The sequence below is a fragment of the Nonomuraea sp. NPDC049784 genome (genome assembly GCF_040659615.1).
In the GTDB taxonomy this organism is placed as follows: Bacteria; Actinomycetota; Actinomycetes; order Streptosporangiales; family Streptosporangiaceae; genus Nonomuraea.
Genome location: NZ_JBFAMX010000263.1, coordinates 1 through 13898 on the forward strand (window position 1 = coordinate 1; position 13898 = coordinate 13898).

At 70.4% G+C, this 13898-nt stretch carries 11 protein-coding genes; 2 read left to right on the forward strand and 9 right to left on the reverse strand.

The features are described from left to right. From AB0J09_RS37120 to AB0J09_RS37150, 7 genes are all read right to left on the reverse strand, one after another. Positions 1-257, reverse strand: a 257-nt coding sequence (locus tag AB0J09_RS37120; RefSeq protein ID WP_360701472.1) for a hypothetical protein, incomplete at its 3' end; no start/stop codon positions are given. 101 nt (positions 258-358) lie between these two features. Continuing rightward, on the reverse strand, positions 359-2140 hold the full coding sequence (locus tag AB0J09_RS37125; protein WP_360701475.1) for a hypothetical protein: 1782 nt from the start codon (positions 2138-2140) through the stop codon (positions 359-361). Then, on the reverse strand, positions 2137-3642 hold the full coding sequence (locus AB0J09_RS37130) for a glucoamylase family protein (RefSeq protein WP_360701478.1): 1506 nt from the start codon (positions 3640-3642) through the stop codon (positions 2137-2139). The genes AB0J09_RS37125 and AB0J09_RS37130 overlap by 4 nt, the downstream gene beginning before the upstream one ends. Before the next feature lie 12 nt (positions 3643-3654). Further along, complete coding sequence (locus AB0J09_RS37135; protein WP_360701480.1) at positions 3655-4476, reverse strand: carbohydrate ABC transporter permease; 822 nt, start codon at positions 4474-4476, stop codon at positions 3655-3657. Continuing rightward, positions 4473-5390, reverse strand: coding sequence for a sugar ABC transporter permease (locus tag AB0J09_RS37140; protein WP_360701483.1), 918 nt, complete (start codon positions 5388-5390; stop codon positions 4473-4475). The genes AB0J09_RS37135 and AB0J09_RS37140 overlap by 4 nt, the downstream gene beginning before the upstream one ends. Positions 5391-5454: 64 nt before the next feature. Then, positions 5455-6723 (reverse strand): sugar ABC transporter substrate-binding protein, encoded by a 1269-nt coding sequence (locus tag AB0J09_RS37145; protein ID WP_360701486.1) that lies wholly within the window; start codon positions 6721-6723, stop codon positions 5455-5457. Positions 6724-6743: 20 nt separating this feature from the next. Then, entirely contained in the window at positions 6744-7775 is a 1032-nt protein-coding gene (locus AB0J09_RS37150; protein ID WP_360701489.1) for a LacI family DNA-binding transcriptional regulator, read from the reverse strand. Between the two features lie 143 nt (positions 7776-7918). On the opposite strand from AB0J09_RS37150, the gene AB0J09_RS37155 reads away from it, so the two are divergent. Then, the gene (locus AB0J09_RS37155) at positions 7919-8323 is read left to right on the forward strand and encodes a nitroreductase family deazaflavin-dependent oxidoreductase (RefSeq protein WP_360701492.1); all 405 of its coding nucleotides are present in this window, start codon (positions 7919-7921) and stop codon (positions 8321-8323) included. 37 nt (positions 8324-8360) lie between these two features. Here the strand turns inward: AB0J09_RS37155 and AB0J09_RS37160 are convergent, their stop codons facing one another. Then, entirely contained in the window at positions 8361-11705 is a 3345-nt protein-coding gene (locus AB0J09_RS37160; RefSeq protein ID WP_360701494.1) for a S8 family serine peptidase, read from the reverse strand. A 73-nt stretch (positions 11706-11778) separates the two neighbouring features. On the opposite strand from AB0J09_RS37160, the gene AB0J09_RS37165 reads away from it, so the two are divergent. Then, positions 11779-12798, forward strand: a complete 1020-nt coding sequence (locus AB0J09_RS37165) for a helix-turn-helix domain-containing protein (protein WP_360701497.1) — start codon at positions 11779-11781, stop codon at positions 12796-12798. 100 nt (positions 12799-12898) lie between these two features. On the opposite strand, the gene glgA is transcribed toward AB0J09_RS37165, so the two are convergent. Next, positions 12899-13898, reverse strand: a 1000-nt coding sequence (gene glgA, locus AB0J09_RS37170; protein ID WP_360701499.1) for a glycogen synthase, incomplete at its 5' end; no start/stop codon positions are given.

Here is a 13898-nt window from a genome sequence, read left to right on the forward strand (position 1 = left end):
GGATCGGCCACGGCCACGGCGGCGAAGAACGCACCCGCCACCGCGGCGTCCTGCGCGGTGCGCTGGTCCAGCCGGTAGCGGGCCAGGTGCAGCATCCCGATCAGCCGCCAGGTGGCCGCGTCGGACCGGTCGCCGGCGCACGCGCGCATCGCCTGCTCGGCTTCGACCAGCGCCGCGGGATCCCAGATCAGGCCGGGATCCGCGACCTGCTCGAACCGCGCGATGCGGGTGGCCAGCGCCCCGGCCGGTTCGGTCATGGGCACAGGCTCTCACCGGCTAGCGTCCCCGTACAGGACCGTGCCTTCGCCCACCACATCGCCCCGTACGGTACCGCGCGCCGGCGCGCGCGGTCGCCCTTTTAGGGTGTCAGCTCGATGAAGGACACGCCCGGCATCGGCAGGTCGAAGGTCACGGTGAAGCCGCCGCCTTCGACGGCCGCCGGAGGGGTCAGCTCGTCGAGCGTGCCGGCGGCGCGGAGCTTGTCCCACTGCTCGTCCGCCGGCCAGTCGCCGCCGCCCATCGACTGCCAGGCCGCCTCCACGTTGGAGTGGTCGCGGTCGACGCGGTGGTGGGTGAGCGTGTACGCACCGTCGAGCCCGTCGATGTTCAGCGTGACCGTACGGGTGAGCTCGGGAGCGCCCGCGGCCTGGGCGTGGTTGAGCGTGCCGTTCCAGACCAGCACGCCGATCCTGCCGTCGTCGTGCCTGGCCGCCCAGGCCTCGACGCCGGCCACGTCGCCGTCGAGTGTGGCCGCCAGCTCGGCGTGGCCCAGGCGGGCGGCCAGGGCGAGCGCGTGGAAACGGGGCTTGCGCAGGTTGCCGACCGTCAGCAGCCCGAACCCGCCGTGGAACAGCCGAGGCGGCCGGCCCAGCTCCTCGAAGTGGTCGGAGGCCACCCAGTGCGACAGCGCGGCGATCCTGCCCGCGGCCGACTTCATGCCGTGCAGCACGAAGGCCGCCCCGAACGGCCCGTCGCCGATGCCGTGGAAATGGGTCGGCGTGGGCCCCCACTCGGTCCACCAGATGGGCACGTCGAGGCCGTACCTCTCCAGGGTGGGCCGCCAGTCAAGCGGCGCGTTGCCGTAGGTGTGGGTGGAGACGAAGTCGAGCGCCGCGCCCGACTCCTCGACGTGGGCGAGCAGCTCCTCCACCCAGCCGTTGGCGGCCGAGGCGGGGCCGCCGACGCGCAGCTCCGGGTGCACGTTCTTCACGGCCGCCGCTGTGACGTCGTAGAGCAGGAAGTACTCCTCCGGCGTGCCGGACCAGAAGACGGCCAGGTTGGGCTCGTTCCAGACCTCGAAGGCCCAGTGGTCGATCAGCTCGTGGATGCCGTACCGCTCGGCCAGGTGCTCGACGAGCGCCCGGACGAGGTCGCTCCACGCCTCGAAGTCCTTCGGCGGCGAGACGATGGCGCCGTACTCGAAGACGGTCTTGGAGGGGTCGGAGGCGAGGTCGCGCGGCATGTAGCCGAGTTCCACGATCGGCCGCAGGCCGAGCTCCATCACCTTGTCGTAGACCTCGTCCACGCGGCTGAAGTCGTAGACCGCCTGCCCGTCGACCTCCCGGTAGACGCCCAGGTCGTCGCCGAGGACGGCGTGCGCCCTGACCGTCTGGACGCCGAGCTCGTCCCGCATGATCCGCAGTGCCTCGGCCAGCTCCGCGCCGATGGGCCTGCCGCCTGTCCGCTCGGTGCTCAGAAGGTGCGACAGGTGCTCGGACCCCACCATGTACGCCCACGGCCGCGGCAGCTCGCGCGTCACCCGCCGCCCGTCCACGCGGATGGATACCTCGCCCCGCTCCTTGAGAGGCTCCGCGTGGACGGGCGGGGACATGGGGCCGGTATGGTCCATGGCGGAGACGGCGGCCACCGCGTAGGAAGCCGCCCCGTGGCCCGTGTCCACGTACCGGCAGGACGGAACGGCGGGCACATCCACGTCCGGTTTGATGACCGGCTCGCCGTCCCTGTGCACCAGGTAGCCGATGGCCCCGGGCACGGGGTCCCAGGTCAGCGTCACCTGGCCGGCTCCCGGGACCGCCGTGAGGCCCGTGGGAGCCGTCAGCTCGGGCCGGGAGGCCGGGGTGATCGCACCGGACTCCTGGCCGATGCGGTCCTGCCAGTCGCGGTGGGCAGCCATGTTCATGAAGAGACGTTCCATTCCTCGATTTCCATTACCGGGCGCAGCTTGGCCTCCACGCCCGAGCCCGCGAAGTAGCGGTGCAGGTCGCCGCCGGTGAGCACGTTGCCCAGGGCGGCCATCGCCATCCCCTGGTCGAGCGCCAGGTACCACTTGGAAACGGCTCCCGAGCGGACGGCGACGCTGTCGTAGAAGCCGCCGGGGCCGTAGACGTCGAAGTTCCGGCGCAGCTTGGCCAGGTTGTCCATGGCCGCCGCCTTCGCGTACGGCAGCGCCAGGAAGGCGGCGTGCGGCGTCACCACGCCGTCGCCGAAGGCGGCGGGCTCCGGCTTGGCGGGGCGGCAGCCCTCGTAGCCGGGGTCGGTGCTGGTGCGTTCGCGGTCGGAGGTGTAGCCGGGCTCGTCCATGCCGAGGGGATCGACGCCGTACTCGCGGTAGCCGCCGTGCGGGTCGTTGGCCGGTGAGAAGCCCCAGTAGCCGTACTTGGCCTCGTTCAGGCCGTGCTCGATCTGGGCGCGGACGAACACCGGGTGGTTGCGGCCCCAGCTTCTGGGCGCCCACTCGGCTTCGGGGACCACGAGGTCCGGCATGAGGGCCTCGAACATGGAGCCGCCCCAGTTCGGGACGTAGCGCATGCCGCGGTAGGCGTACGTGCCCTCCCAGACGTTCACGCCCAGGTACTTCTTCCACGATCCGACCGGCTTCTGGTCCTGCCAGCCGAAGTCGCAGCCGTTGTCGGGGAACGTGCGGTAGGGGCCGAAGTAACTCTCGGGCGGGAGCTGGCCGAGAGCGATGCCCACGTACTGGCCGATGCGGGTCTCGGCGGGGGCGCCGTAGTGGTGGCAGGTGGAGTAGACGGTCGTGCCGGTGCCCGCGTAGTCGCTCTCGACGTAGCAGCCGTCTGGCGGTTCCGGCCAGAAGCCCCCTCGGATCAGCCCGGTGCCGGCGTCGGGGCGGGCCGCGGGGTCGTAGTAGGACGTGAAGTTCATGGAGGTCAGCAGGCGGTTGGCGCGGGAGGCGTACTGCGGGGTGGCGTTGCGGACCATCATGAGAGCCGCGGCCAGCCAGCCGTTGTCCACGCTTGAGGCGAACAGGCGCACCGGGTCCCCGGTCTCCGGCCAGGTGTGGATCAGCTGGAGGGTTCCGGGGTCGTACCAGTTGTAGAACTGGCCGGTGGGCGCGTTGCGCTCCAGCCTCTCCAGCGCCTTGAGCACCCTGCCGATCCTGGCGGCGGCGTCACCGCCGCTTATCAGGCGCAGGTCCCGGGCGGCGAGCGTGCTCCACACGTACGTGCCGATGTTGGTGGGCGAGGTCACCTTGGCCCTGGTCGTGAGGTCGCCGGTCACCTTGTCGGCGGGCAGGCCGGTGGCCGGCTCCACCATGGCGGTGATCGACCGCCAGGTGTCCCTGGCGTAGCCGAGCAACGTGCTGTTCCCTGAAGCGTCGGCGGGGACGGCCGGCACCGTCAGGGCCAGCACCAGCACGCCGGACAGGACCGTCTTGCGCATGAGGAGCTCCTCTTACTTGAGGCCGGTGGTGGCGATGCCCTGGATGAAGAAGCGCTGCAGGAAGACGAACAGGAACAGGATCGGCGCGATCACCACGACCGACCCTGCGACCAGCAGGTTGTAGTGGGTGGACTCGTGGCCGTTCAGGATGTTGAGCGCGACCGGCAGGGTGTACATGTTCTCGCTCTGCGCGACCACGGCCGGCCACAGGAAGTTGTTCCACGAACCGAGGAAGGTGATCAGCCCCAGCGTGGCCAGTGGCGGGCCGCAGAGCGGCAGGATGATCGTGAAGAAGATCCGGAACTCCCTGGCGCCGTCCACCCTGGCCGCGTGGATCAGCTCGTCCGGCAGCTCGGAGATGAACTGCCGCATCATGAACACGCCGAGCGGCGTCACCACGCCCGGCAGGATGATCCCGATGAACGTGTTGACCATGCCGAGCTCGGCGATCAGCACGAACTGCGGCATCATGACCACGATCGCCGGGATCGCGAGCTGCACCAGCACCAGGCCGAACGCGAGGTTCTTGCCGCGGAAGGGCAGCTTGGCGAAGGCGTAGCCGACCATGGAGCAGAACAGCAGGTTCGTGGCGACCAGCACGAGCGCGATGACCATGCTGTTGGCGAAGGCGTGGCCGATGTTCACCCGCTGGAACAGCTCGGCGAAGTTGTCCAGCGTGAACGTCTCCGGCCAGAACGTCGGCGGGTCGCGCCTGATCTCGTTCTCGGGCTTGACCGAGCTGAGCGCCGTCCACAGGAACGGCCCGGCGACCAGCGCGAGCCCCAGGCTCAGCCCGAGATAGACGACCGCGCGCTGGCGGCGGGTCCTGCTCACCTTCTCCTCCCCAGCCTGAGCTGCAGTACGGCCAGCGCCACGATCACCATGAACAGCACGGACGAGGCGGCGCCCGCGTAGCCGTAGTTGCCGACCCCGAACTGGTTGAAGATGGCCAGCGAGGCCGACAGCGTGGAGTTCAGCGGCCCGCCCCTGGTCATGACCAGCGGCTCCTCCAGGAACTGCATGAACCCGACCGAGCTGTACACGGTGCAGAACAGCAGGACCGGCCGCAGCGAGGGCACGGTCACCGATCGGAAGCGGGCCCACCGCCCGGCGCCATCCACCTCCGCCGCCTCGTACAGCTCCTTCGGGATGCTCTGCAGCGCCGCCAGCAGCACGACCATGTTGAAGCCGAAGCTGCGCCAGGCCGTCATCACGATGATCGACGGCAGAGCCGTGGACGTGCTCTGCAGCCAGTTCGGTCCCTGGACGCCCGCCAGGCCGAGCAGCCGGTTGACCAGCCCGGCCTCCGGCTCCAGCAGGAACTTCCAGGCCACGGCGATGCCGATGATGCTGGTGATGTTCGGCAGGTAGTAGCCGAGCCGGAAGAACGCGGCCGGCAGGCGGGCGATCCCCGAGTTGAGCAGCACGGCCGCGGCCAGCCCGAGCCCGATGGTCAGCGGCAGCGCGGTGACCACGAAGACCACGGTGTTGAGCGCCGCCCCGCGCATGGCGCCGTCGTTCATGAGCCGCAGGTAGTTGTCGATCCCGACCAGGTTGACGGCGAGCGGGTCGGTCACGTCGGTGCTGCGCATGTCAGTGAAGCTCATGCCGATGCCGACGAGCAGCGGACCCAGGTAGAAGACCACGAACAGCACCACGAACGGCAGGATGAAGATCCATCCGATCCACGTGTGACGTAACGAGATCCGGATGGCACTCGCCCGGCTCGCCGGGAGCGCCACGCTCATAGGCCCTCCTCCGTCGGTCCTATGAGCAAGCTGCTGTGTCCATTGGCTCGCTCACTTCGTTCGCTCACAGCCCGGTGCCGATCGTGTCGGCCTGCGACTGTATGGCCTTGAGCGTCTGCTCGGGCGTCTGCGTGCCGCGGGCCAGCTTCTCCAGCTCGCTCTCCAGCACCTTGGCCACCTGCTCCCACGTCGGGAACGGCGGCGGCGTCTTGGCGTCCTTGAGCTGCTCACCGAAGACCGCGAGCTGCTTGTCGGCGGTCAGCTCCGGCTCCTGCCAGGCCTTCTCGACCGCGGGCAGCGACTTCACGGTCGTGTACCACTTGGCCTGGACCTGCGGCTCGCTCAGCCACTGGATGAACTTCCAGGCCGCGTCGCGGTTCTTGGCCTTCTTGAAGCCCACCATGTCCGCCCCGCCCACGAAGCTAGTCGCCGAGACCGGGCCCTTGGGGTAAGGGGCGACGTCGAACTTGTCCTTGAAGCCGGGGCCGCCGTCGTTGTTCAGCACGCCGATCATCCAGGGGCCGGAGAAGAAGCCGCCGACCTCGCCCTTGATGAAGCTCTGCGGGAAGGCGCCCTCGGGGGTGTTGTTGGGGGCGAGCTTCTGGGTGAACAGCGACTGGTACTGCTTGAGCGCCGTGAGCGCCTCGGGGGTGTCGAACGTGTACTTCCCGTCCTTGACGATCTCGCCGCCCGCCTGCCAGATCAGCGGCAGCACTTCCTGCCAGGAGGCGCCCTGCGTGTAGCTCTGGTTGAAGCCGTTCTTGGCGCCGCCCTTGTCCTTGAGCGCCTTGGCGAACGCGGTGAACTCCTGCCAGGTCGCAGGCGGCTCGACGCCCGCCTTCTTCGCCTGGTCGGTGCGGTAGTAGAGGACGCGGGTCTCGACGTACCACGGCACCCCGTACGCCGTGCCGTTGACGTCGACCGTCTGCCAGGCGCCGGGGAAGAAGGCGGACTTGTCGACCAGGTTGCCGGGCGTCGGCTCGAGCGCGCCGGTCTTGGCCAGCTCGCCCGACCAGGTGGAGCCGACCATGGTCACGTCGGGCGTGGCGCTGCCCGCGATGGCCGCGGTGATCTTGTCGTGCGCCACGTCCCATCCGATCGCCGTGACGCTGACCTTCACGCCGGGGTTGGCGCTCTCGAAGTCCTTGACGAACGCGCCGAGTGCCTTGCCCTCCTCACCCATCGCCCAGACCGTGACCTCCCCCGTGACCTTGCCGGTCGTGACGTTCTGCGCCTGCTCGGGCGCTTTGTCGGCGCTGCGGCCGCAGCCCGCGGCCAGGATCGCGAGAGCCAGCGCGCCTCCCGTGGCGGCGCGCCAGGTGGTGGTGTTCACGGACTACCTCCTGGGGGTGGTCACCGCCGCCGGCGCGGATCGCCGGCTCGGTGGTCAGGGCTTGGTGGCGTGGGGTGGTCACCGCAGCTGGAGCGGATCACCAGCTCGGTGGTCAGGGTCTGGTGGCGGGGCGCGTCGCGGGCGCCGGTGATCAGCTCGTCGAGCGCGCGGGCGGCGCGGGCGCCGAGCTCGCGCATGGGCTGGCGTACGGTGGTCAGCGCCGGGCGGGCGTGGCGGGCGGCCATGATGTCGTCCCAGCCGGTCACGGCCACGTCGCCGGGCACGTCGAGACCGAGCTCCTCGGCGGCCAGCAGCGCCCCCAGCGCCACCTCGTCGTCGGAGCAGATGATCGCCTCGGGCCTGCCCCTGCCCTTGAGCAGTTGCCTGGCGGCCTCGAAGCCGCATTCCACGGTGTAGTGCCGCGTGTCCACGGCCTCGATCGCGCCGCCGAGCACCGACCGCACGCCCCGCCAGCGCTCGTCCACGTCGTCCTGGCTGGTCATGGGCGCGCCGAGGAAGGCGAAGCGCTCGTAGCCGTGGCCCGCCAGGTGGGCCGCCAGCCGCCCCGCCGAGGCCGCGTTCTCGCTGCGCAGCGTGTCGGCGCCGGGCAGCGGCTCGCGCGAGATGAACACCAGCCGCATGCCGAGCCGTACCAGCTCGTCGACCAGGGTGTCGGGAACGGTGTGACCGAAGATCAGCATGCCGTCGACCCGCCCGGCGAGCTCCTTGACCAGGTCGTTGACGCGCGTGCGCCCCTTGGTGGACAGGATGACCACGGAGCGCCCCAGCTCGGAGGCGACCTCCTCGTAGCCGAGCAGGACCTCGGTGTAGTACGGGCCCGCGAGGTCGGGGAAGACGATGCCGTTGGCGGCGTGGCGGCCCTCGGCGAGGCTGACGCCGAGGCGGCTGGGCGTGAAGTTGAGCTCCTCGACCGCCTTGAGCACCTTCTCGCGCGTCCTGGCCGCCACCGGCCCCGTGCCGCGCAGCGCCCTGGACACGGTCGCGATCGACACACCGGCCCGCTTGGCCACCTCGTAGATGGTCACGTCCATCGAACTTCTCCCTCGAGTGTAAGCGCTTTCAGGATTGCGTGTGTAAGCGCTTACACAAATGCAGTGTGCCAGGCTTGTTAACTTCTCGTACAGACCTCGGCGCGTAACGGTGAGGTCACGCCCGCGGTGGGTAGGGCGGGATCATGCTCTACGGCAAGGAACATGTACGGCGCTACCAGGAGACCAACGGCGAGGAAGGACACGACTGGAACAACACGACTGTCCTCTTGCTCACCACCAAGGGCCGCAAGTCAGGCGAGCCCTATACGACGCCGCTCATCTATCAGAAGCACGGCGACGACTACGTGGTCGTGGCCTCGAAGGGCGGGGACCCGGATCACCCGCAGTGGTACAAGAACATCCTGGCCAGCCCGGAGGTCGAGGTGCAGGTGTGGGGCGACAAGTTCAACGCCCGTGCCCGCACGGCCTCGCCGGAAGAGAAGCCGGAGCTCTGGCGGCTGATGGCCCGCACGTGGCCGGACTACGACGAGTACCAGAAGAAGACCGACCGCGACATCCCGGTCGTGGTCCTGGAGCGCGTCAAATGATGGGAGCCCCGCCGTCGCTCGGCGGGGCTCCCGGAACTCACTTGATCTGGTAGGCCCTGATGACGGTCTCGGTGAAGCCGTTGCCGCCGCTGTCGGCGGCCGTGACGCGAAGCGAGGCGAACTTGCCGCGCGCGCTCGCCGGGTTCCAGGTCTCGGCGGACCAGGCGCCCTTGCCCGATGGGTGCACCAGCGTGGGCAGCCAGGTGCGGCCGTCGTCGTAGGAGGTCTCCAGGGTGAGGGTGCGCAGGCCCAGGCCGGGTGAGCCGTCCTGGCGCTGGACGCTCAGCGGGATGCTCATGTGGCCCGCGGCCGCCTGGTTGCGGTCGTCCAGCTCGGGGCCGATCTTGACGGCCAGCAGCGGCAGGACCTGCCGCTTGCCCGGCTCGGCCGACTTCGACCTGAACCGCCACTCGGCGCTGACCCGCGTGGACAGCTTGGTCTGCTTCGCGTCGCGGTCGGCGGTCATGGTGAGCCGGTACTCACTCTCCTTGGTCTCGGCGGGCACTTCGACGTTGCCGAGCAGGTAGTCGGCGGCGGAGATCTCCTTGCCGTCTCGGTAGAGCTTGGCCTGCGGGTTGACGTAGTCGCCGTAGGAGACGCGATCGGACGTGCTGTCCTCGAACAGCCCGGCGGAGAACTGCAGCAGGTTCTCCTCGCGCCAGCTGTAGTCGCCGCCGGGGTTGAGCGCGGCCGCGAAGACGCCGGCGTTCCACCGGTCGGTGGTCTTCTCGCCGGCGCGGTAGACGGTGGTGTCGCCGAAGAAGAACTGGTCCACGTCGTCCCACCCGTCGGGCGGGGTCTGGTACTGGATGAACGACGGGTACCAGCCGGTGTCGCCGGGCGTGTAGTACTCGGTCCTGCGGAACGGGAGCGGGAAGCGGGAGACGCCGGCGTACGGCATCCATGCCAGCTCCGTCCCGTACAGCACGGGCAGGGCGAAGTGCTCGCCGAACTTGACGTCGTTCTGCGTGGCGTACGTCGAGGTGACCTGGGCGAGGTCGCGGCGGCGCGGGCGGTAGCCGGGGTCGGCGGGGATGCGCGGCTCGGCCTTCATCAGGTGGTAGAAGTACGGGCTGTCGTCGTAGCCGCCGTCCCCCTTCGGCTTGGCCCACTGCGTCCACCGGTAGTAGGCGAACTTCTTGCTGACCGTACGGCTCGTCGGGATGGCCTTGATGCCTTCGACGCGGTCCGCGCCCCACATGCCGGCCAGGTCCACGTCCACGCCGAAGGGCTGCTCGCCCTCGACGAGCTGGAGCATGCCGAGCATGCCGATGGCCAGGCGCGCGGTCGGCTCCTCCGTGCGCACGTCCACCGGCCTGGCCTTGCGGGCGTCGGCGGCGACGGTGCGGTCGGCGTCGAGGGTGAACTCCGGGTCGGCGGCCATCACTATGGCGCCGTCGCTGTCCAGCATGAGGCTGACGACGGTGTAGCGGTGTCCCCTCTGCAGCCTGAGGTCCAGCGCGCCACTCGAGATGTCGTAGTTGCGCTGGTCCTTGGCGTCGAGGTCGATCACCCCGGCGAAGGCGGCCTGGGCGGGCTCACCGTCCGTGCCGGTGAAGGTCAGCTTGACCGCGCGCTTCTCCGGCTCGACGCGCATGCCGATGCCGGTGCGCACGGAGACGCCGGCGTTCCTGGCGATGACCGTGCCGCTGAAGATGCCGACAGGGCCGGGCTCGGCCGTCACCTTGACCTGGGCGGTGCCGTGGGCGGGCACCTCCACTGCCGTGGCGCCGAGCTTGAACGGCGTCACCGTCGCGCCCTCGCCGTCCTTGGCGATCACGCTGAGGTCCAGCCGGACCGCGGCGTCGCCGTCGTTGCGGTAGGTGAGCGTCTTCTCCCTGGGCCCGGAGCCGGGCAGCTCGACCTCTCCCATGCTCAGCGTGGCGGGCTCGGCCGTGACCTGCTGGGTGACGGCGCGGGCGACGTCCACACGGCCGGAACCCTGGACGTAGGCGCCCAGTTCGTCGCCGGGCGCGGTGGAGGCCATCAGCGTCGCCTTGATCTGGCCGGCCTTCCAGCCGGGGTGCTGCCCCGCGATGATCGCGGCGGCCCCCGCCACGTGCGGCGTGGCCATGGACGTGCCGCTCAGCGCCGTGTACGAGTCGTCGACCGGGTCGCCGAGCGAGGTGCCCGCGGCCCTGGCGGCGACGATGCCGACACCCGGCGCGATCAGGTCGGGCTTGACCGCCGCGTCGCCCAGGCGCGGGCCCGTGCTGCTGAACTGCGCGACCGTGTCGTCGTCGCGGTAGGACGCGCCGACCGAGAGCGCGCGGTCGGCGGTGCCCGGCGAGCCGAGGGCCTGGGGGCCGTCGTTGCCCGACGCGATGACGAACAGCGTGCCGTACTGCTCCGACAGGCTGTTGACGGCCTGCTCGATCGGGTCCTCGCCGGGAGAGTCCGGCTCCCCGAGGCTGAGGTTGGCCACGCGGGCGCCGTTCTCGGCCGCCCAGGTCATGGCCTCGATGATGGCCGAGTCGGGGCAGTAGCCGCTCTGCACGCAGACCTTGCCGATCAGCAGCTTGGCGCCGGGGGCGACGCCCTTGTACCTGCCGCCCGAGGCGGCGCCGGACCCGGCGATGGTGGCGGCGACGTGGGTGCCGTGGCCGTTGAGGTCGCGTACGTCGGGCTCGTCGGTGAAGTTCTGGGCCTTGGTGACCAGGCCCTGGAGGTCGGGGTGGTCCGCGTCGTAACCGCTGTCGAGCACCGCGACCGGGACGTCCTTGCCGGTCTGTCCTGCCGCCCAGGCCTGGGGGGCGCCGATGTGCGGGACGCTGACGTCGAGGGAGATCTTGGCCTTGCCGTCCAGCCACATCTTCGCGGGTGCGGCCGCCGCCGTCCTGGCCTGCCCGGTCAGGGTCTTCCAGAGTGTGCCCGCGCCGGTGCGGGGCTCGCTCTGCGCGACCCCGTTGATCGCGGGCAGCGGGCGCCCGCCCGCGGCGCGCAGCGTGGCGGCGCCGGTCTGGTCGGGGTACGTCAGGATCAGCGGGAGCGACGGGCTGGCGGCGTCGTCGTAGCCGAGCGCGGCGAGCCGGGTGACGTTGAACAGCCGCGGGTCCAGCTTGCCGGCGGCCAGAAGGGGCATCGCGTCCGTGGGGACGATGCTGAGCCCGTCCTTGGCCCGGCGGTGCACGAAGGTGACCTTCTCCCTGCCGGGACCTGGCTTGACGTCGAGCTGGGTCTGATTGCTGGGGAGCGGGCGGAGGGTGACCTTGTCGCCAGTGATGAGGGTGATCGTCTTGGGCGGCTCGGCCTTGGCGGCGGGGTGGTCTGCCTGGTTCGCCTTGATGGATGGGGCGGGGGTGGGGGCCGCCTGGGCCGGCGTGGCGGCCGCTATGGCGGCCGTGATCACGACGCCCAGAATGGCGATCTTTCTCTGAAGCACACCCCGGTTTCTAGTTGTCAGTGAAAATTGGTGACAAGGTGGTTTCTGTGGCCTATTGCGGCAACTGCCGGAAGTGGCCAAGATCGAGGGCATGCTTGAGGACGGCCGGGCGCTGGAGGTCGTGGGGATCAGCGCCTTCGACGAGCGGATCTACCGCGGGGTGCTGGCCTGTCCCGGCATCACCGTTCAGGAGCTCGTCATGCGCAGCGGGGAGAGCGCGGGGCGCATCCAGTCGTCGCTGAGCAGGCTCCGTACCAAGGGCCTGGTCAGCCGCCTGTGGGGACGCTCGCCCCGGTGGACGGCGACGAACCCGGGCACCGCGATCCGCACGCTGGTGCGCGGCCTCCAGAGCGAGCTGGACCAGCTCACCGACACGGCCGACGAACTGGAGGCGGCCTTCCGCACCGTCGGCCAGGATCCTGAGGAGGGCGGCCAGTTCGAGGTGCTGGCGGGGCCGGAGGAACAGGCCCGGTGGTACGTCCGGCTGCAGCAGGAGGCCAAGGAGGAGGTGCTGACCTTCGACCGGCCTCCGTACGTGCTGGACTATCACAACCCGCTGCAGACCGGCCTGCTCCGCGACGGCGTCCGCTACCGGACCATCTACACGCCGGAGGCCTTCGATCACGCGGGGGCGTTCGACGAGGTGGGCAAACTGATCAAGGCGGGCGAGGAGGCGCGCATCCTGCCGGAGCTGCCGTTCAAGATGGCGATCGTCGATCGCTGGCGGGCGGTCATGCCGCTGACCATGGACCCGCCGCTCACGCGCGGAGTGCTGATCATGGGGTCCACCATGGTGGTGGCCTTGGTGGAGCTGTTCGAGCGCCTGTGGCGGGAGGCGCTGCCGGTACGTCCCGAGCTGTGGCAGGAGCCTGGCGCGCAGGACCCCGCCGGCGAGGCGACGTCCGAGCTGGGCGTGGAGGATCGCCGGCTGCTGGCGCTGCTGGCGGCGGGGCTGAAGGACGACGCCATCGCCCGCCAGCTCGGCACCAGCCCGCGCAGCCTCCGCCGCCGCCTGCGCCACCTCCTGGACGAGCTGAACGCCGAAACCCGCTTCCAGGCCGGTGCCCAGGCCAGCCGCCGCGGCCTGGTGTAAGGCCCCGCTCCCACGCCGCGCCGTACCCCAGCTTCCCACCACACTTCGGCTGATGTCCTTTCTGGAGGGAAAGGAGCGGAGACGCGCGGCGGGCCGGGGGTCAGGGACGTAGCGTTGCGTACAGGTCCATCGTGCGGTGGGCGATGCGTTCCCAGGAGAAGTGCTCAACGGCCCTCGCCCGCCCCGCCACCCCGAGCGCCGTCGCGCGCGCCGGCTCGCGCAGCAGGGTGTTGACGCGCTCGGCCAGGTCGGCGGCGAACCGATCGGGATCGTGCGGCGTGCCGTCGGGCCCCTGGGCGATCGGGACGAGCAGGCCCGTCTCCCCGTCGGCCACCACCTCGGGGATGCCGCCGGTGGCCGTCGCAACCACGGCCGTCTCGCAGGCCATCGCCTCCAGGTTGACGATCCCCATTGGCTCGTACACCGACGGGCACACGAACACCGTCGCGTGCGTCAGCAGCTGGATCACCTCGGGCTTGGGCAGCATCTCCTGAATCCAGAACACCCCGTCGCGGTCGAGGCCGCGCACCAGCTCCGTGACCTCCGCCGCGATCTCCGGCGTGTCCGGGGCGCCCGCGCACAGCACGAGCTGGGCTTCGCTGTCGAAGGAGCGCGCCGCGCGCAGGAGGTGGACCAGGCCCTTCTGCCGGGTGATGCGGCCCACGAAGATCACGTACGGTCTGCGCAGGTCCACCCCGTGCTTCTCCAGCACGTCGGTGGCGAAGTCGGGGGCGTACTCGGCGGTGTCGATGCCGTTGTGGATGACGCTGACCTTGTCCGGCGGGATCTCCGGGTAGGCGGACAGGACGTCGCGGCGCATGCCCTCCGACACCGCGATGACCGCGTCCGCACCGGCCAGCGCGGTCCGCTCGGCCCATGACGAGATCGTGTAGCCGCCGCCGAGCTGCTCGGCCTTCCACGGCCGCAGCGGCTCCAGGCTGTGCGTGGTGATCACGTGGGGCACGCCGTGCAGCAGCTTGGCGACGTGTCCGGCGAAGTTGGCGTACCAGGTGTGCGAGTGAACGACGTCCGCGCCCTCGCAGGCGGCGGCCATCTCCAGGTCCACGCCGAGCACCTGCAGCGCAGCGTTGGCGCCGGCC